Annotated in this window: 20 protein-coding genes and 1 riboswitch; of the genes, 6 read left to right on the top strand and 14 right to left on the bottom strand. The window is 42.3% G+C overall.

What is annotated here, in order from left to right; all coding sequences use genetic code 11:
- The first annotated feature begins 53 nt into the window (after positions 1-53).
- Positions 54-2762 carry an Ig-like domain repeat protein gene (locus NV379_RS14520; RefSeq protein ID WP_258208034.1) on the top strand — a complete coding sequence of 903 codons (2709 nt, stop codon included), beginning with the start codon at positions 54-56 and terminating at the stop codon, positions 2760-2762.
- A gap of 91 nt (positions 2763-2853) precedes the next feature.
- Here the strand turns inward: NV379_RS14520 and NV379_RS14515 are convergent, their stop codons facing one another.
- The 3 genes from NV379_RS14515 to NV379_RS14505 all read right to left on the bottom strand — a co-directional run bounded on the left by NV379_RS14515 (position 2854) and on the right by NV379_RS14505 (position 7158).
- The gene (locus tag NV379_RS14515) at positions 2854-4290 is read right to left on the bottom strand and encodes an NAD(P)/FAD-dependent oxidoreductase (protein ID WP_258208033.1); all 1437 of its coding nucleotides are present in this window, start codon (positions 4288-4290) and stop codon (positions 2854-2856) included.
- Between the two features lie 86 nt (positions 4291-4376).
- A riboswitch (purine riboswitch) is annotated at positions 4377-4475 on the bottom strand.
- A 225-nt stretch (positions 4476-4700) separates the two neighbouring features.
- Positions 4701-5945 (bottom strand): MDR family MFS transporter, encoded by a 1245-nt coding sequence (locus NV379_RS14510; protein WP_258208032.1) that lies wholly within the window; start codon positions 5943-5945, stop codon positions 4701-4703.
- A gap of 94 nt (positions 5946-6039) precedes the next feature.
- Entirely contained in the window at positions 6040-7158 is a 1119-nt protein-coding gene (locus tag NV379_RS14505; RefSeq protein ID WP_258208031.1) for a UCP032817 domain-containing protein, read from the bottom strand.
- Positions 7159-7244: 86 nt separating this feature from the next.
- Here NV379_RS14505 and NV379_RS14500 point away from each other — a divergent pair, with 86 nt between their 5' ends.
- Complete coding sequence (locus NV379_RS14500) at positions 7245-8153, top strand: TIGR01777 family oxidoreductase (RefSeq protein WP_258208030.1); 909 nt, start codon at positions 7245-7247, stop codon at positions 8151-8153.
- 6 nt (positions 8154-8159) lie between these two features.
- The gene (locus NV379_RS14495) at positions 8160-8615 is read left to right on the top strand and encodes a GNAT family N-acetyltransferase (RefSeq protein WP_258208029.1); all 456 of its coding nucleotides are present in this window, start codon (positions 8160-8162) and stop codon (positions 8613-8615) included.
- A 79-nt stretch (positions 8616-8694) separates the two neighbouring features.
- On the opposite strand, the gene NV379_RS14490 is transcribed toward NV379_RS14495, so the two are convergent.
- From NV379_RS14490 to NV379_RS14475, 4 genes are all read right to left on the bottom strand, one after another.
- On the bottom strand, positions 8695-9132 hold the full coding sequence (locus NV379_RS14490) for a DUF6773 family protein (protein WP_258208028.1): 438 nt from the start codon (positions 9130-9132) through the stop codon (positions 8695-8697).
- Between the two features lie 2 nt (positions 9133-9134).
- A complete protein-coding gene (locus NV379_RS14485) occupies positions 9135-9338 on the bottom strand; it encodes a helix-turn-helix transcriptional regulator (RefSeq protein ID WP_258208027.1) in 204 nt (67 codons plus the stop codon).
- Positions 9339-9456: 118 nt separating this feature from the next.
- Entirely contained in the window at positions 9457-9681 is a 225-nt protein-coding gene (locus NV379_RS14480) for a YuzB family protein (RefSeq protein WP_258208026.1), read from the bottom strand.
- Entirely contained in the window at positions 9681-9983 is a 303-nt protein-coding gene (locus NV379_RS14475) for an iron-sulfur cluster assembly accessory protein (protein ID WP_258208025.1), read from the bottom strand. Before NV379_RS14475 ends, NV379_RS14480 begins: the two co-directional genes overlap by 1 nt.
- Before the next feature lie 235 nt (positions 9984-10218).
- Here NV379_RS14475 and map point away from each other — a divergent pair, with 235 nt between their 5' ends.
- The 3 genes from map to NV379_RS14460 all read left to right on the top strand — a co-directional run bounded on the left by map (position 10219) and on the right by NV379_RS14460 (position 12410).
- Positions 10219-10965 carry a type I methionyl aminopeptidase gene (map, locus tag NV379_RS14470; RefSeq protein ID WP_258208024.1) on the top strand — a complete coding sequence of 249 codons (747 nt, stop codon included), beginning with the start codon at positions 10219-10221 and terminating at the stop codon, positions 10963-10965.
- Between the two features lie 16 nt (positions 10966-10981).
- A complete protein-coding gene (ytvI, locus tag NV379_RS14465) occupies positions 10982-12127 on the top strand; it encodes a sporulation integral membrane protein YtvI (protein ID WP_258208023.1) in 1146 nt (381 codons plus the stop codon).
- Between the two features lie 106 nt (positions 12128-12233).
- The gene (locus NV379_RS14460) at positions 12234-12410 is read left to right on the top strand and encodes a hypothetical protein (protein WP_258208022.1); all 177 of its coding nucleotides are present in this window, start codon (positions 12234-12236) and stop codon (positions 12408-12410) included.
- A gap of 49 nt (positions 12411-12459) precedes the next feature.
- Here NV379_RS14460 and NV379_RS14455 read toward each other — a convergent pair whose 3' ends face one another.
- The 7 genes from NV379_RS14455 to NV379_RS14425 all read right to left on the bottom strand — a co-directional run bounded on the left by NV379_RS14455 (position 12460) and on the right by NV379_RS14425 (position 19738).
- A complete protein-coding gene (locus tag NV379_RS14455) occupies positions 12460-12741 on the bottom strand; it encodes a hypothetical protein (RefSeq protein ID WP_373426116.1) in 282 nt (93 codons plus the stop codon).
- Between the two features lie 34 nt (positions 12742-12775).
- Positions 12776-13666, bottom strand: coding sequence for a M14 family metallopeptidase (locus NV379_RS14450; RefSeq protein ID WP_258208021.1), 891 nt, complete (start codon positions 13664-13666; stop codon positions 12776-12778).
- A 110-nt stretch (positions 13667-13776) separates the two neighbouring features.
- A complete protein-coding gene (locus NV379_RS14445) occupies positions 13777-14481 on the bottom strand; it encodes an MgtC/SapB family protein (RefSeq protein ID WP_258208020.1) in 705 nt (234 codons plus the stop codon).
- Positions 14482-14509: 28 nt separating this feature from the next.
- On the bottom strand, positions 14510-15121 hold the full coding sequence (locus NV379_RS14440) for a glycerol-3-phosphate responsive antiterminator (protein WP_258208019.1): 612 nt from the start codon (positions 15119-15121) through the stop codon (positions 14510-14512).
- Positions 15122-15161: 40 nt separating this feature from the next.
- Complete coding sequence (locus NV379_RS14435) at positions 15162-15962, bottom strand: HAD-IIA family hydrolase (RefSeq protein WP_258208018.1); 801 nt, start codon at positions 15960-15962, stop codon at positions 15162-15164.
- Between the two features lie 12 nt (positions 15963-15974).
- Positions 15975-17633, bottom strand: coding sequence for a glycerol-3-phosphate dehydrogenase/oxidase (locus tag NV379_RS14430; RefSeq protein ID WP_258208017.1), 1659 nt, complete (start codon positions 17631-17633; stop codon positions 15975-15977).
- A gap of 203 nt (positions 17634-17836) precedes the next feature.
- Positions 17837-19738 carry a lamin tail domain-containing protein gene (locus NV379_RS14425; RefSeq protein ID WP_258208016.1) on the bottom strand — a complete coding sequence of 634 codons (1902 nt, stop codon included), beginning with the start codon at positions 19736-19738 and terminating at the stop codon, positions 17837-17839.
- Positions 19739-20197: the final 459 nt, after the last annotated feature.

Raw genomic sequence — 20197 nt, 5'->3', positions numbered from 1 at the left:
GCTTCACATTGATAAGCAGCAGGAATTAATTTATTGAGGAAAGGACTTGCTTAATGAAACCAATTAAATATGTATTTGTCATTTTAACATCATTAACGCTAGTGTTTAGTAGTTTGTTCGGGGTTAGTGGGGTGGCGATGGCGGCTGGGGATACCACGCCAACACCAACGGTAATGAAAGATAGTACTATTAAAATCAATCTTACATCTATAACCACTCCGTCTATTGAACTCAAAGCAAGTGTTTCTGGAGCTGATAATGGTAAACCAACCGGTTCAGTCACACTGTATATCGACGATAAAGAACGCCTTACTAAAACATTAGGAACAGGTGAAACTGAAGTAACTTTCCTAGTTGAGAGCTTAACACCCAAAAACAATAAATTAAGTCTATCTTATAATGGTGATGTCAACTACATTCGAAGCGTTGCTGATGTTCCAATTACAATTAAATCAAGCTCATCAACAACAGTAAAGAGTAGCCTTTCAAACGCACCATTTGGACAATGGGTTAAATTTACTGCAACGGTTGATGTAACAGATGGGGTAAAACCTACTGGTACAGTACAATTTTTAAATAATGGAAAAGATATTGGAACTGCAACACTCTCAAATAGTGGTGAAGCAGAGCTTGAAATCAGCTCACTCCCAGCAGGAACTCATTTAATAAGTGCCAGATATAGTGGAGATGGAAAAGTTAGTTCAAGTACTTCGCCAGCAATAACACAATCAATTGGTCAAGGAAATATTAGCGTTGTACTTTCTAGCTCCAATTCAAACTCCATTTACAGTAATGAAATTATTTTCACAGCTACAGTTACAGGTGCAGGTACTAATCCAAAAGGCACTGTTACATTTCGCAATGGATCTGCAACACTCGGTACTAGTGCAAGCACAGTAGGTACAGGTGGAATCGCTACCCTTCGAATTAGCACTTTACCAATAGGCTCTCATAACATTACAGCTACATATTCAGATGGATCAGCAAATATCATAGTACCTTCTAATACAATCGTACAGAACGTTAGCTCAACAAACACAAGCTCTACAACACTTTCTAGCTCTAACACGAATTCGAGTGTCGGTCAAAACGTAACTTTCACTGCTTACGTATCTGGTTCTGGCGGTGGTACACCAACAGGATCGGTTACATTCAAGGATGGCAGTACCACACTCGGAACCAGTAACTTAAGTTCAAGTGGATATGCAACACTTTCTACAAGTAACTTAAGTAGTGGCACACATTACATTACCGCTACATATAACGGCAACAGCTATTATCGTACCAGTACTTCAAGCAGCTTAACGCAGTATGTAGGGGGCACCAACTCGAATAGCTGGGTTTCTTTATCTAGTTCCAAATCTTCCGCATCTTATGGGGAGTGGGTTACATTTACTGCAAAAGTAAGTGGATACGGTAATGGTACACCATCCGGTCGTGTTACATTCATGGAAGGCAGCACGACACTAGGTTATGAAAATCTCAATAGTTACGGGGAATCAACATTCAATACAAGCAGCTTAAGCTATGGCACACACTACATTAAAGCTGTGTACCAAGGCAATGGCTACTACAGCTCAAGCACATCAAGTGAGATTACCCAAACAATCGGCACGAATCGTGAAACATCCGTTTCCTTAACTAGTTCTTCGCAAAACGCTAATCCAGGGCAATGGGTAACTTTCACTGCTACGGTTAGTGGTTACGGCAATGGAACACCAACTGGAAGCGTTACGTTAAAAGACGGAAACACACATCTAAGCACAACGAATCTAGATTCCAGTGGTCGAGCAACTTATACGACAAGCAGTCTTAGCAATGGAAGTCATTCGATTACAGCTGTCTACAACGGAAACAGTTATTACAGCACAAGTTCATCAAGCACCCTGACACAGCTCGTAGGCAACTACCAAAGCACGTATACATCACTCACGCAGTCGATGCCGTCCTCTAATTCAGAACAATTGGTGACGTTTACTGCTACAGTTAGCCGTTCCGGCGGATTGGTAACATCGGGTACGGTTACGTTTAAAGACGGTTCCACTACGCTCGGTTCGGTTAGTGTAGATGGTTATGGTAAAGCTACTTACAATACAGGCAGCTTATCTGTCGGCTCTCACTCCATCACAGCCGTATATACGGGTAATAGCGACTATAGCAGTTCAACTTCTAGCGCGGCTACTCATACGGTGTATCAAGGCACTGGTGGGAATACTAGCTCCTGTCAGTTCAATGATATTAATGCACATTGGGCTTCAAGTCAGATTTGTAGTGCAGCTTCATCTGGTTTAGTAAAAGGAGTCTCGAACTACCAGTTCAATCCAGATGAGCCCATCACTCGCGCAGAATTTATTACGATGTTAGGCAGAGTAATGAAGGCTTCGAACAATGAATCAACATCAATTCGGGTAAAAGACAGTGATGATATCCCATCTTGGGCGAAGTCATCCATTAATTACGCACTCAATAAAGGCATTATCAAAGGTTCAACAGACGGAAATGTGTATCCGAACGAGAACATCACACGTGGTGAGATGGCTGTAGTTGTCGCCAAAGCAATGAAATGGGGAATCGATTATACGGTACTCACATCATTCGCTGACGATTACTACATCCCAAACTGGGCTAAACCTTTCATCGCTGCTAGTGTCAAGAACAATGTCCTACGAGGACGCGAAAACAACATGTTTATGTCAAATGCAGATATGACACGTGCAGAGGCTACTGTCGTCATTCTTCAATTGAATCGCTTACTGAACTAATTCATATCTTACTTTATGAAAAAAGATCGCCAGTAGCTGCTTGTATAGCAGACGCTTGGCGATCTTCTCTTTTATATAAATGATCTAACAATTATTTAGCTTGCTTATTAAGAATACTTCTAGCAACCCAGACACCAGCTGCACCCGCTTGTGCAAGACCACGAGTAATACCCGCGCCATCTCCACCACAGAACAAACCTTTAATTTCCGTCTCAAATTCTTCAGTAAGCTTCGGTCTTGCGGAGTAGAACTTCGCTTCTACACCATAGAACAATGTGTGCTCGGACGCGATACCTGGTGTTACTTTATCTAAAGCTTCGATCATCTCGATCAAGCTCTTCATTGTGATATAAGGAAGTACAAGACCTAAGTCACCTGGAACAGCTTCTTTAAGTGTTGGCTCTAGGAAACCTTCCTTGATTCGATTTGCTGTAGAGCGTCTGCCACGAAGGATATCGCCATACTTCTGAACGATAACACCACCAGAGGATAGATCGTTCGCACGTTGACAAATCTCTCTTGCATACTCATTCGGCTTATCGAATGGCTCTGTAAATTTATGAGAAACAAGTAGTGCAAAGTTCGTGTTCTTAGAACCAAGCGCTGGATCTTTATAGGAGTGACCATTGGCAGCCATTACGCCACTGTGGTTTTCAACGACAACGTGACCAGATGGATTGCTGCAGAACGTACGAACTCGCGTACCAACGGACGTATTGTAAATAAATTTACCCTCGTAAAGATGCTTATTAATTTCTTGCATCACCACATCAGAAGTTTCCACACGTACACCAACGTCAACTTGGTTGTTGTACATCTTGAGTCTTCTCTTCTTCAATATCTCAGTAAACCAAGCAGAGCCGTCACGACCAGGAGCAACGACAACGTGCGGCGCACGATACTCATCGCCATTCTTCATCACAATCCCTTGAACGGTGTGTACACCCTCTTCTTTTACTGTGATGATATCTTGCACTTCTGCTTTATACATCATGTCGATGCGTGTTTTCAAATATTCATAGATAGATTTGAGAATTTCAATATTCTGCTCCGTACCTAAGTGTCTCACCTGTGCACGAAGCAGCTTAAGTCCAGCTGCAAACCCACGATGCTCAATATCCTTAATTATATCCGTTGTCGGATCCGTAATCGACGTTGTTGCACCATGTTGAAGATTAATATCATCGACATATTGAATCAGATCCATGACTTGCGAAGGTTGTAGGTAATCCGTCATCCAACCGCCGAATTCTGTTGTAATGTTAAACTTGCCATCACTATACGCACCCGCACCGCCAAATCCAGCTGTAATGGAACAAGCAGGTAAGCAACCCGCAAATTCTTTCTTCGCAGTTGCAGGCGGACATAGTGTAATTTTATTTTCTAAGATTGGACAGCGTCTGTGGTAGATGTCGTGCCCTTTGTCCACGAGCAATACTTTAAGGTGTGGTGCTTTCAAAGTCATCTCATAGCAAGTAAAAATCCCGGCAGGTCCCGCTCCAACAACAATCACATCATACTGATTCATTATGTCCTCCTTGAGTGACAACGTTATTTTTAGAATTTTTCATAACATATAATCTCAAAATAAAAATTCCTGACGTCAAAATGGGTATGCATTAGCATCCCATTCGTAGCCAGGAATTAATCGGTTCCTTGTAGAGACCCTCAACCCTATATTGAGGATATACGAATAGTAAATTGATCTTATTTGGTTGACTTAACAATACGTATATTAACGATAATTTACGAACATGTCAATGGTTATTACCCCTATAATTCGTGTTTTCGTTATTTTCGAGCAGAAATAAGAGTCTATTAACATATTTTTATACTAAAAAGACGAATATATAATTTCACTAACTCTTAAGTTCCATCGCATCCTTAAACACAAAAAAGCCCACTACACAAAGCGTAGTGGACATACATTTCTTCTATTTACAAATTCCCGCTCACACCATCATTCGATTGCACATTTACTTGTTTTTTCGTATCAAAAATTCGCTGTGCTGTTGAATAAAACACGCTTGCTGATAGCGCAATCGCAGCCATAATCGTGAATAAAGTTCCTCCGCCAGTATATGTGAGTATCAATCCACCTAGCCACGGTCCTATGAAATGACCCAATGATCCGAACGATTGTGCTCCAAAATATGTACCTCGTAAATGTTCGGGTGCAAGTCGATCCATCAGCATACTGCCAGAAGGATAATTCAGGATTTCTCCAATTGTAAAAATAATCATCGAGATAATCCACCCTGTCCATGAATCTGACATTGCAAATCCAACAAAGCCTAAAGCAAAGAATACGTTCCCCAAATGAATACCGAGTGTAGGAGAGCGTCCTTCCATCAATCTAGAACATAACATCTGAAGCGCAATAACGGTTATCGCGTTCGAAGTCATTAGTACCGCAAACAGCTGAACACCATCTACAAAATTATCTTTTAAATACTGTGAAAGTGTAACCGTATGCTGGGAATATCCAATTGCTACAACCATCGCGCCTAGCAGCACATATCGCAGTGCTACGTCCTGACGAACGACTTTCCAAGCTGCTGCAATCGTCGTTCGAGAATCTTTCTTCGCATCTTCAATGTCTTTGATGCCAAAATGATTCAGCAGTACGACCAACACAATCGCGTAAACTAGATAGATACCCCCTGTGATCAAGAATACGGATGAACCGCCGCTTAATCCAAAGAATGCTCCGATCATCGGTCCAATTGCAACCCCTACATTCGCTGCAAAATACCGCATGGAGAACACTTTATACCGCCGCTCTGGTTCTGTTAAATCCGCCATTAAAGCTTGGGATACCGGCTCGAAAAATGATCGGCAAAGCCCATTTAACATATTAAGAACCATGAACAATATCGGATGTTCTGCGACGGCAAAGAGCACAAATACTGCGCTCCATGTAAACAAAGAGATAAACATAATAATTCTTCGTCCGAAACGATCTGATAAATTTCCCCCAATAAAGCCGCCTACCGTGGACGCGAGTGACCCCATTCCGATCACGAGTCCAATCATCATAGCCGACATTCCCGTGGTACTCCCTAAATAAATCGCAAGAAAAGGCATACTCATGGATGTCGCGATGCGGGCTAGTGCTACACCGAAAACGAGCGTATACACGATCGGATGGAATGCTGTAAAATAATTGTTAAACCTTCGCATGTATGCATTGCCCCCCATTCGCTTAAATATTCGATAAATTATACACCATATCTATCGAATGAGGATACAGAAAATTTGAACTACTCGAAGCTTACTAGCTGCCGCTGCTGCAAGACGAGCCTGATGAACAACTTGAACTGCTGCTACATGATGAACTGGAAGAGCAACTGGAGTTGCTACTGCACGAAGACCCCGAATCCGAAGAACAGCTTGATTGATTATTATCCGAATCATCATTGGATGATGAACATGAACTGCAACTGGTCGTTGACGAATAGCTGGAATCCACTTGATTATTCACTTTCTCTTTCAACTCTTCGGGTACAGCTTGATCCATGCTTGTTGTAAAATGATCCGTATCCATTAGCGAATAGAACATCATCGCTCCTGCGACCATCATTCCAGTCTGCATAGCGCCACTCGCTGCCCAACTCGTATCTTGATAGCGGGAATGACTTGATGCATGATCAATCTGAAATTTGGCCGTATGAATCAAGTTCACTATCACTTCGCGAATTTCTGGATAACGTCTAGCTGCTTCTTGGTTGAACCATCTAAACGAAAGTTCATCTTGATTGAAGTCTGAAATCGTAGCCAATCGCTCTCTATCCAGTGGCGTACGGAAGAAATCACGCCAGATTACTGCTGAGAAAGGTGTAAATTCAAATAGATGCGCATACACCCAATCAAACCATGCTCGTTCATCTGGAATTTGTACTTTACCACCGCCACTATGTGGAGCATGATGAATCATATCCCCAGCAAATGACTGACAGAACGTCGAATAGTCTTTGGTAAACATCAACATTTCGTGCCATATATCATCGACATCATCTGAGAACATCGGCGTGTTCTTCATAATGAGTGACATTAGAAAATAACGTTTTAACTCAAAAAAAGTACATTCGTACTTGGCCTTACTCCAATCGGGCTTAAGCCTCATCACACGAGCGCGTAGCTGATCTTGAAAGTCTGGAGTTAAAGCTTCTTCCAAGCGTCTAACCGCGCTCTCTAAACCTAGCCCAGGCAGCATCCCTAACTGAGACGGAATATCACTTTCACTATATACATAAGACTTAGGTACTGTCCGTAAACTTGAGACCCTCATAGGTCTAGATGTTGATTGGGTTCTAGAACGCGCTGAGCTGCGTCCAAACATTTTGGCAAAAACAACAATGATAATAATAATTAGCGCAAAAAGAAATAAGTTCATGCTTCTTCCTCCAGTTCAATTTACCGTCTGCCGTTCTATTCTATTATCAATATATCATGAGAACCTTTACGAAGGAGATGATTTTGTTGAAAATTGCTATAACAGGTGCCACTGGGTTTATTGGAACACATTTAACGCAACATTTGATCATGCAAGGTCATGATGTCATATGGATCTCACGTCATCATCCGAAGTCAGACCTTAGCATTCCAACCTATACATGGACGCAATTACGCGATTCTCCAGAGCTATTAGAAGGAACAGAAGCAATCGTAAATTTAGCCGGTGAGTCTATTAATCAACGTTGGAATGATGCTGCTAAGAAACGAATCGTCCAATCTCGTCTCGCAGCTGCTGAGGCCCTCTCAGAGGTCATTAATCGATTATCCACCCCGCCTCGTGTAGTCATTCAAGCATCCGGAATGTCAATCTACGGGATTTCAGAAACCGAGACATTCGACGAACGTTCTCCTGCTACTATATGTGATTTCCTCTCCAGTGTTGTGGAGAAGTGGGAGCAAGGGGCAGATTTGTTCACGAATACTCGAGTAGTTAAAGTTCGGGTCGGTATTGTTCTGGGAATGGATGGCGGCGCTTTTCCGAAGATGCTTATGCCTTATCGACTGTTTGTAGGGGGTAAAATCGGCACTGGTAGACAGTGGCTGTCATGGATTCACATCGAAGATATGGTGCGACTCATTGAACACTGTATGCTTGACGAACGTATTCAAGGTCCTGTAAACGCAACAGCACCGAATCCGATGACCAATCAAGATTTTGGCAAGTGTATTGCCAAAGTGCTACATCGACCGAATCTATTCCCTGTGCCTTCGATTATGTTCAAACTTATGTTTGGCGAATTATCAACGTTGTTACTTGATGGTCAGCGTGTGTTGCCTTATCAACTAGAGCAGCATGGCTTTATTTTTAAATATCCAGAATTGGAGCAAGCTCTTCAAGATCTGCTAGCTCCCGCTACTCGAAAGGAAGCTTAATCGACAATGATCAGACTTATTGATGTAACCAACATTCAAGATGCAAGTGAAATCATACGTGTACAAGTTCCTGCGTACAAGATTGAAGCAGCTATTATCGGATTCTCAGACATTCCACCACTCAAAGAAACGTTGGACGAGATCATCCAGTGTAAGGAACAATTTTATGGCTACTATGTTGATGATGAACTAGCGGGCGCGATCTCCTATCAACTGGAGGGTAACACGCTCGATATTTGCCGCCTAGTCGTTCACCCGGATCATTTTCGCAAAGGAATCGCGTCTGAACTACTAGACTTCTTACTAGCACTTGAGCTACCTTATAAACGGGTAATCGTCTCAACAGGAACACTGAACACGCCAGCAATTTCACTGTACAAGCGATTCGGCTTCCAAGAAGCCGGTCAGATCCAGATCAATGAGCAACTATCTTTAATCAATCTTGAGAAGAATAAATCATGACTTCATCCTCATGTAAAAAGAGAGCGATCACACCCAACCATTCGCGGGCGATTCACTCTCTTCTTTTTCCAAACATATATTAATCATCTAAATCTTGATCTTGCATACGCTTCTTCTTCCGATAGGCAATTGTGAATGGGATTAAGAAGCATACGGAGAATATCGTACTAGATAGCACCACTTCCCATAGGATGGGTTCAGTTGTTAAGATCCAATTCAATACTCCGAATACAATAGCAAGTATGACACACATCCCTATAAGGTTAGGATAGGAGTCAAGGAATGACTTCTTCTTATTCGTGGATTCATAATCAATGGAAACACCTATATTCTTAAACGTAAATACAGCATTAGATATAATCATAACGAAGAATAGCGGACTTGTGAATACATCCGTACCTACTTCCGTAAATTGCTTCACAAGTATAAGAAGGACACCGAGCATCAAAACGATATAAGCAACTCGAATGTTCTTCAGTGTTTGTAATTCCAGACGTTCATCTTTCATTCTCTTCATCATCAACCATCCTTCCTCTCTTCCCAAAAGACTGCATCTAGCGTCTTATTCACAGCATGGCAAATATCCAAACATAGCCTTAAGGTCGGGTTATAATTCCCTTTTTCAATCAAACTGATCGTCTGGCGGGTCACCCCTACTAAGTCGGCTAGTTGTTGCTGAGTCAGGTCCATTTGAATGCGGGACAGCTTCACATTATTATTCAACCCTATCATCACCTCATGACCATATTGTAACATATATATTACTTTATGCAAGATATACATTACATTATGTAAGACATACATTGCATAACGGACAAAAAAAAGCCCGCCTAAGCGGGAATTATTTCTTCACATATTTACGTGCTTTCTCTATTGCTTCATCTTCTGTCTTGCCAGTTACGTATCGACCATTAATAAAAATGAAAGCAAAACGCGAACATGGGCCACAATAAGATTTACATCCAACTTTTACTTCTGCATCAGGAGCAATCGCCTTGATCTTAGGTAGTATGGATTTCATCGACATATGTTTACACTTGTCGCAAACCCGAATATCGTTAGCCATTAGTGATCCCCATGGTTTCCTTTGCTCGGATTCGTAATCATAAATCCTTCTTGCGGCAAGTAGAAATAATCAATAACAACGCCATCAAGTAGTGCAACATCTTTTTCTAACAAAACATCAATGCCTTTGTCAGTTGAAACAACTGTATCATTCTCAGTCTGTGTATCTAATCCAAGCTCATAATGAGCATGATCTCCGTGCATTTGAGCAACGGCAACACGTACCACTAAACCTTTGTTTTCTTCTTTATCAAGTTCCATCTGTAGAACTTTAGCAGCTTTACGAGTAATTTTGCAATTCATTCTAACATCTCCTGATTCATAAGTTATCAATGTCTATTGTAAAGAATGCGGCTGACAAAATCAATCGAACTTCCCAAATTACTGACAACTATTGTCGAATTAGCGCACCAACATGCCTATTTAACGGCATACATGCAGCCAAATATTGCTTATTCCCCCTGCTTTTATTAGTATGAAACGTAAGAGATGATGCTTCCGTAGTATTTGCTATCATCAATTTTGAGGTGATGAGAAGATGGCTAAAGTAAAAACACAAGCTCAGATTAAACTGATGCTTGAAGCTGGCAAAATATTAGCAGCCTGCCACCGCGAACTGCTTAAGAAAATTGTACCTGGTGTCACAACAATGGAAATCGACCGTTTTGTCGAACAATTCATACGTGATCATGGTGCTACACCTGAGCAGAAGGGGTTCCATGGCTATCCTTATGCAACTTGCGCTTGTGTCAACGATGTGATGTGTCATGGTTTCCCCACAGATACCCCGCTTCGTAGTGGCGATTGTGTCACTATAGATATGGTCGTGAATTTAAATGGATGGCTCGCCGACTCTGCTTGGTCGTATACCGTAGGTGAAGTATCCCAAGAGGTCACTGATTTACTCCGTGTTACGAAAGAATGTCTCTATATTGGTATTGAACAAGCTGTCATTGGGAATCGTGTAGGTGATATCTCCCATGCCGTTGAGAAACATGCTCAAGATAACGGTTACTCCATCGTTCGTGAGTTTACAGGTCATGGCATCGGTCAGAAAATGCATGAAACCCCACACATCCCACACTATGGGCCAAAAGGGCTTGGACCACTCATTCGCGCAGGTTCGGTATTCACAATAGAACCCATCCTCACCACAGGTAAGCGACATGTATTCATTGATTCAGACGGATGGACAGCTCGCACTGTCGATGGATCTTTGTCTGCGCAATACGAACATACAATTGCTGTTACGACGAAAGGAACCCTTATTTTAACTGATCAATAATTATGGAGGGCCGTACATGATCCCATTCTACAAAAAATATTATAAGACGATTATCGACATAGCACTCATCTTACTCACCGTGTACTTGTTCATGTTGCTCTTCAGCTTCCTGTATAAAATTGCCGCGCCGATCTTCTGGGCTTTCGCGATCTTCCTGATTATCGAACCGTTCGCTAAATTCATGAATAAGCGCGGCGTTAAGAAAATGGTTGCAACCACAATTTCTACAATCTTGTTCCTTGTAATCTTGCTCGGCGTCATTACGGGGCTAGGATTGATCGTCACGAATCAAATCTTACACTTTAGTGAAAAAGTACCTGAATATACCCAGACGCTTCAAAATAGCATCGTCCTCATAACCGAGCAAGTGCAATCTTCCATTAACGCACTCAGCCCGGATACTGTTCAGAAAATAACGGAATACGCATCAGGACTGACGGCGAATGCATCCAAAATTATGGTTGGTACGTTGAAATTCCTTGGTACATCGTTATCCTCTGTCTCCTCATTCATGATCAGCTTCGGTGTCAACTTTGGAGTAGGGCTTATTCTTGCCTTCTTCCTATCCATCGAATTTGAGAGTTGGAAACGAGTTGCACGCGAGAAGACACCTGCTACATTCAAGAAAGTATTCGAGTTTTTAAGTGAAAACGTTATTAAAGGGATCGTTACATACATTTCCGCACAAGCGAAGCTGATCTCCATTACGTTCGTGATCGTGCTTATATCGTTATTTGCACTAGGCATTAAGAATGCCTTCACGATGGCGTTACTTGCTGGATTTTTCGATGTGCTGCCGCTGCTAGGCGTGTCCACCTTGTTTATCCCTTGGATCATCTATCTGTTTATCGTGGGTCAAACTAGCCTAGCAATCTGGTTAACTGTCATTTGGTTAGTCGTTGTAGTCGCAAGACAGCTACTGGAGCCGAAAATTACGGGCGATTCACTTGGTGTCTCTGCCTTTACGATGCTGAGTTTTATGATTATCTCGCTATCGCTCTTCGGATTTATCGGATTAATTGTATCGCCTGTGCTCATTATTTTACTTAAAGCCTTACATGAACAAGGCTATTTAAAAAGGTGGATTCGCACACCTGAAGAGGAATTTCCAGCTGAACAAACCGATGATAAACCCGCAGTTGCTGAAATTAATCAAACCTAATTCATCATGGATAATATTTGAAAAATATGACATCATATGTTATATTGAAATGGTAATACATCAAGGAATTCTCGCACTTTTGAATGAAAAGTAAGGAGTGACGGACATGAATTCTAATGTTGAAATTCCACAAGGTGAAAGTACCATTCTCGTGGAAATGACGGTCAAGGAAGCACTTAGTTTAACTGGGGTTAAATTTCTGGGCGATCGTGAACTAGAGTACCGCGCAGTGAAGAAGTTAAAACAAAGCTTAGAAGACCGTTTATTTACCAAAACCGAATAAACAACAAAAACTGTCGATCATATGATCGGCAGTTCTTTTTTTAAGATTATTATTTTACTGGTCTGCGCGTCAAAATACATGGAACCCCATGACCCATTGCACCGGGTTCACTCATTTTCTCCAAGTAGTCCATACCGCGTTTACAAGGTGTTTTGCATACGGCACAAGTGGAGGATTCTACGAGTCGCATTGTATATTGAACTCTGCCGTTTGTCAGTTCTTTTTTCTTCTTCTTGGTTGTTTTACCTCCGCCGCCCTTACTGCTCTTACCTGCCATACCTATCCCTCTTCTCCATGCTTCACGCAGGATTGCCCCGCTTCTCAACAACATTATATGAGCAAGGCGTAAAAGGGTTCTTGCCTAGTTAGGTGATCAGTCCTTGCAAAAGCAGCGGCGCAACTTCTTCATAAATTTGAGAAAACTCAGCAATCGGCAGCGGGTTCACTCCATACCCCACTTCAATCGTAAAACCCGGTCTGCGAAAATCTTGAATGAACCAATCCTTGTATCCCGCATCACTCCCCGTAAGCTTTACTGCTTCATAACCACTTGCTTGTGCTAAACATTGTGCCAATGACTCCGCGTAGTCTGGCTCAAAGTCCCGATAATTCCAATAGATCTCTCTGCCTTGCGAGTGAAGTGCCATCACTAGATCGAACTGCTGTTTCTGTGTAAAATGCGCTATAGCAGCTGCCTCAGGCTCTGTTAAGGGCGCTTCACCTGTATAATCACGTGGGCCAGGACCCGGAACATCTCTTCTCTCTCGTTCTACATCCCAATGCGCCGGAAATTGATCGTTTAAATCTACACCTCGAATGTTCGCTTTCCAATTGTTAAAATCATGAGAACCACCGTTCCAATGCACAATTTGATCATACACAGACTCACAAGAGTCGGCTCCATGCAACACAAGCTCTACACCATCTGGATTTACCATGGGTACAACCCAAAGTGTGTTTAATTCGTAAACAGACCTGGCATCAATCCCGTACAAGTTCTCACCGCATGCTACAGCCTCTGCATACTGCCTTACAAACGTCATAAGCAGCGGAGTTGTAATCCACTCATTAGCATGAAACGAAGCATTGTAATGCACTTTATGAGCGCCTACACCGATACGCAGCGCAAGAAGCGGCCTTTCGAGTACGCTGTGACCGATAGTAGTAAGCTCGATCCATGGATATTGGGCTACTAACTCCTCTGCCTCACGCACCAATGTACAGTAGTCATAACTGTTCGAATCGCTTGTTCGCATTTACCACACCCCTCTCATCTGATCAAAATGCTACAAAATATATGCTGTACACACCCCTCTTAGAACAAAAAAAGTCCACCCATTGGGGCGGACTCACAAGCTTTTATTCGCTATTCTTTCCAATCCATGTTCACTTCTTTAATTCCATCAATCATCCAGATGTGTTCGAATAAATCGAGCATCCCTTTGCGTTTTGATGTGTGAATACGGAACTCCATAAATACAAGATGGTTATCCTCTTGCATCTCCCGCTTAACCGCCATTTGTTCAACCGTTATTTTTTCCTTTTGCAATAAGGAATTAATTACTTCCACACCTTGCGGTTGATTGGACATAACTACTTTCAAGCTGCCATACTTCTTAAACAAGATCAGCTTACTCTCTAGTTTGTTAATAATCATAATAATGAACATGATGATTAGAATGGTTACAACAGCCGGCCAATAAAATCCTGCTCCAACGCTTAGACCGATTGCCGCAACAACCCAGAGTGTCGCTGCAGTCGTTAAGCCTGAGATGACATTATTGGATCTTCTTAGGATCGCTCCAGCCCCCAAGAAACCTATCCCGCTAACAACTTGTGCAGCAAGCCTTGCCGGATCAAATCTAGCATTCGGATGATCAAGCAAATCATTGCCGAATCCATAAATAGAGGTCAACATAATAAGTGATGAACCAACCGCAACGAGCAGATGTGTTTTTAGACCAGCTTGCTTATTCTTACGCTCTCGCTCCCAGCCAATTATGCCGCCTAGAACTGCCGCTAGCAATAACCGAAACACCATCGTCTCCGGCGTTAATTCAATCGTCACCATAAACATATGACCTCCAATAACATTCACTCTACACTAACGCTACATGGGAGTCTTGCCAATTCCATAATTCTTTACTTGAAGTTGAAATGCCGATGACTCCGCTTTCCAAAGCTGACTCCAAATCAGTCAAATCCGTCATTAATCCTCCTGCAATCACAGGTATTCTCAGTTCTTCTCGAATGCGTTTCATAATTCTTGTACATACCATGCCAGGCAGCACTTCAATCGCATCTGGCTGTGAGGACTGTGTAATTTTGATACCATTATCAAGCGACACGGAATCGAATACGAACAACCGCTGAATCGTCATCAGACCATGCTTCTTACCTTCAGCTATAATCGAACTCTTTGTCGTGACTATTCCATCAATTCCGATTTTTTCAGCCATGTAGGCAACACCCATCTTGTCTTTACCTATTCCATCAATCAAATCAAAATGAATAAAAGATAATTTCCCTGCATCTCTTATTTGTTCCACGATATGTTCAATTGAGAAAATATCAGCCTTTAGAACAAATACAATATTGGATGTTGACTGTAGAATGGCTGGCAATTCTTCTTTATTGACCAAAGAAGTGATTACTGGCTTTCGTTTCAGACAATACGCAAGTCGATCATAGCTCTCTGACTTTCCCTTCATTCTCATCACCCCGCGAACGATTTACCGTCATAAATCCACATTATTCAGCAGTATCATACACGACGGATAATTTAAGAATATCATAAACGGAATCTAACAGATAAGTTGGTTCTATGTCAGATGCATTCGCTTCTGCTCGACTTGTTATTCCTGTTAGGACAAGCCCAGTGCCCATTCCAGCGTCAATTCCCATCTTCATATCAGTCTCTAGTCGATCTCCTACCATTAAGCATTCATCAGCAGTAAGTCCCAATATGGATAGTGCCGTTTGAACCGTCAGAGTAGACGGTTTCCCCATGATCATCTCAATCTTCTGTCCCGTCGTTCCTTCTATTGCGCCAATCATCCCTCCACAATCAGGCACATCTCCTTCAGGCATTGGACAAGTACGATCCGGATGTGTTGCAATGGCAATGGCTCCATTTTTAATAGATTGATAGGCAAAATCCAGATGATCATAATGAAAATTACGGTCCCAAGACACGACTACGACATCTGTTTCCGTTGGTGATTGCGCAAATACAATACCGTGTTCAAGCATCTCTTGTTTGAGAATATCTTCACCAATAACATAAACTTTAGCGTCTGGATGCTGTACCTTCAGATAGTGTATGGTGACCTGTGCAGGATTTAGAAGGTTATCTAGTTCAACTCGTATACCGAGTTTATTCAATTTATCCACATACTTCACTCTGGAGTCGATCGTCTTATTAGTTAAGAAAAGGATCTTCTTGTTATGTTCTTGTAAGAATGCAATCGTTTCTTTGGCCCCTGGAATAAGTTCATCCCCTAAATAAATCGTGCCGTCCAGATCAAATATATAACCGGAATAGTGAATCATTTGTATGCCTCCTTATTGCCCCACAGCAAGCTGGAGCTGCTTCTCAACTTCTAAGCGCTGTTTGTTCGTCTCGTTCTGATCCCACTCCAGCAGCTGCCCCATTAGTCGAAGAACAGCATTTAGGACACGCTCTGCCTTCGATCGATCGAATAAGATCCAGCCCGTTCTTCTCAGCAAAAAATCACAAGCCATAGCAGCCATTTCATACTCAACCGCATACCTAATTTCTGCTGTAAGCACTTGATCTGCAAGTGATTGCCTAGAGGTGGATTCTTGTTGTAAGGTCGATACATATTCATAAATGTGCTCAACGTTCGTTCCATAACGTGTAAGCAAATCAAGCACTTGACTCTCCGTCATTCCATACGTTTTACCTGCCCCAATCATCCTAGCTCTGTTCTGTTCAAAAGTTTCACTTCCTTGGGCAATGCCCCCACTAATGCATTCACGATCTGTCGTACATGGCGGGAAGATTCGTCCCTCCTCATCTCGCAATTGAGATGAAACCAGGTTTACAACCTTCTCTGCCATTTTGCGAAATCCAGTTAATTTGCCACCCGCAATGGTAATGAGCCCACGCTCCGAGATGAACATCTCATCCTTACGGGAAACTTCTGATGGACTTTTCCCTTCCTCATGAACGAGGGGACGCAAACCCGACCAACCGGATTCAATATCGGAAACTGTCAAGTTCACAGAAGGAAATGCCTCATTCACTGCATCGATTACATACTGACGATCTTCCGTGCTAATATGTGGTTCTTCGGGGTTCCCTTTGTAGACCGTATCTGTCGTACCAATGTAGGTTTTCGTTCCACGAGGAATCGCAAAGATCATTCGGCCATCCGGCACATCGAAGTAAGCAGCTTGATTAATCGGCAGTCGCTTAGCATCTACGACGAGATGAATGCCTTTCGTTAACAACAGGTGCTTACCTTGGAGTGAATGGTCTATTTTTCTTAATTCATCCACCCATGGTCCAGCTGCATTCACTATTTTTTTGGCATAAATTTCAAATTGCTCTCCGCTTAGACGATCTTCAACTCTGACACCCACAATTCTATTTTCTCGATATATAAAATCGGTCACCTTCGCATAATTAGAAACGATTGACCCACTCTTCACTGCACTCTTCATAATTTCAACGGTCAGACGCGCATCATCTGTACGGTATTCATAATAGTATCCCGACCCCTTAAGACCATCCGTTTTGAATAATGGTTCAAGTAGCATCGTCTGTGTACGACCGTACATCTTGCGACGCTCACTTCTCTTGACTCCTGCAAGCCAGTCATAAACATACAAACCAATCATACTGGCGAAGTACCCATATGTGCCCTTCTTATAAATCGGCAACATCATCGGAATGGGATCGACTAAATACGGTGTACTCTTGTGAAGCAATGCCCGCTCTCTGCCTACTTCCTGCACGAGTCTAATCTCCCCTTGCTTTAAGTAACGAAGTCCGCCATGAATTAACTTTGTGGAGCGACTACTTGTGCCGGATGCGAAGTCATTCATATCGACAAGACCTACCTTCATACCACGCACACTAGCATCCCATGCTATTCCAGCGCCTGTAATACCGCCTCCAATGACAAATAAATCAAGCTGCTGTTTTGCCATTTTACGCAAGTAATTGATGCGTTCGTTCACAGATAAAAGTTCCATAAATGCGCCTCCAAGTTTAGTAAATACGGTTTTATGAGCACACAAAAAGACCCTTTCGCAACGAAATACACACACCAAGTGCGTATTGTGCAAAAGGGTCTTCTTTGTCTCCGCCCAATTACTCATTTAAGATTATGCATTATTATATGCCCTGCTTCTCCAATTGTCTAGACAGAAATATCAGAAATTAGCATTAACCAAAATTAGGGCTGATCCAATTGGTTCAGATCGATCTTCAGCATACGATCCAACACATAGGTCGTGGTATATCGGTACTTATTAGCACCTGATTCTAGAATAACATAGAGCTTATCACCAAGATCCATGATACCCTCCGCTAACGGTACAATTGTAAACTTGCCGTTGGTAGTCTTGGCTGATACATCATCTAGGAACCAACCAGGAACCTGAGCATTACCAATCTGAGCTGTAAAATGCGGCGATTCACCTAACGGATTATTGTATCTGTACAAATCACTGTCTTTGTTCCTACCGTATGAGGTACTCAGTATGATGGAGTCGTTCCTAACCGCTACGCTTTGCACTTTCTCTGTAGCAGACAGCACATAATCAGGTACAGCCTTATTGGTCGTACCGCCTACTAACTGGCTGTTCGAATCGGTAACTGGATCAAGGTTATAACCAACAATCCAGGAGTAATTCTTACCTCCCAAGCGAGTAGTCTGTTGATGAGTTGGATCCGTTGGATACGAGGTAGACTCATAAAATTCACCGACCCATAGTACCCCATCCGCAAATGTAGTAAAGGATGCATTGACAGGTACATAAATCCGATCTATGAATGTCACTTCATCCTTATCAGCTGCCTGCACAAGATCAGCCAAATTAAATTTGAATACAGATGAACCTGAAGAAATCCATCCGTATTGGCTGCTCACTGCAATGCCACCTGCATGACCTGTATACGGTTCACCGTTAGACTGATTTAAGACGACTGACTTCACGAGTCCGCCTGACGTCGCATCGAGTACAGACAATGTTGTCGGCCTTCCATCTGTCATGTACGATACAACGAGCATCCAGTTCTGTGGCTGATAATATGCAACTGCTTGCGGCACCAGATCCTGCACCAGTCCCGGAATGATAGGACCTTCCTCGCTTATATTCCATAGCGCCTGATACTTGCTGTCCATCGGATTTACGGCGCGCTGTATTTGCGAAATTTGCTGATGGCTAGGAATTACCGTCTGCAAAACCGATTTATCCGATTCGTTATCGGATGTATCTACTGCTGTTACCTCGAAGGTATAGGGCTTATTGCCGGTCAAACCATATATCGTGACTTGCTGCTGATTCGCAGGAACGGTCAATTCCAGCACTCCATTCTTGTAAATACGGTACTGCTCCATATCCGATTCCGTATTCAACGTCCAATGCACAACAGCCGTACCACTTCCAGAAGTGGCGTTCACTCCACTTGGTGCTTGCGGCTTCACGTTGTCTTGCTTGATCTTCTCGGGCACTTGACCTAGGATGACTGTTCCTGGTGTCGGTTCTTGGCTTCCTCCAAGCTTGCGCATATCCGTACTGCCATTTAACGGATAACCAAAATTAACGCTTTTATTCAAAGTCACGTCTGCTTTCGCATAAACCGCTTTACTTACTACAGCGCCACTGGGACTCTTGAGGATTACCGTACCGCCACCATTGACTAAGCCACCAACATCATGAATAATTGCCATCTTACTGTCCGATATATATTTGCTGAAGTAAGAATCGTAATAATAGCTATTAAAAGCTTCTAGCGTAATAGGTGCAATTTCAGCTCTTCTCGTCCATAAGAGTGCCGTATCACCTGGCTTTAAGACAATCGATTTATTAATCGTCTGTTCCCAGCCTGAATTGACCTTGTAGCCATTCAGATCAATGATGTGATTACTTGCGTTATACAGTTCGATATACTCGAAGGCATCATAGCCTTCATAGTTGTCCGTATCTGCCATTAGTTCTGTGATCAATAGTTCAGGGATACTTGCTGCATGAGCTGTTGAAACCGATCCATACGCGTTAAAAGTTAAAGCTCCACAAAGGAATGTTGCAGTTAAAGCATGAGTTAATTTCTTTCGCCATGGTTGACTTTTCATGATTCTCCTCCTAACGAATAAAACCCCATGCATAACCGTACCTCCTGGATTCAGGAAGAACGCATCATGCATGGGGTTATCTTAATCTCTACCCAGCAGTTCTACAGTCACAATATAACATCCATTCTAGTTCTACAACAAGTGATGTTATTGTAAACCAACCCTGTCCATATATAATAATAATTATTATTATATATTCCGGAAAAATTAACATCCAAACATTGACAACGCTGTTGACGTCATTCATCTTCATAAATTATACTTAATATAAGTAAACGCTTTCAACAAATTCCATAACATGCTCCGGGTGGAGAATATGAGAAAACCCAGAGAACTTAAGCCTTTTCTTTGTGCTGTTAACAAAGATACGGAATAAGCTCCTGAGTTTTTTTGTTTATTTACATCAAAATAATTGAAATGAGGTGATCAGAAAACTTGATTCCTTTACAATATCTTCAC

The organism is Paenibacillus radicibacter, assembly GCF_024721995.1.
In the GTDB taxonomy this organism is placed as follows: Bacteria; Bacillota; Bacilli; order Paenibacillales; family NBRC-103111; genus Paenibacillus_AM; species Paenibacillus_AM radicibacter.
Note: the sequence above shows the minus strand (reverse complement) of the source record. Positions and strands in the feature narration are given on the sequence as shown.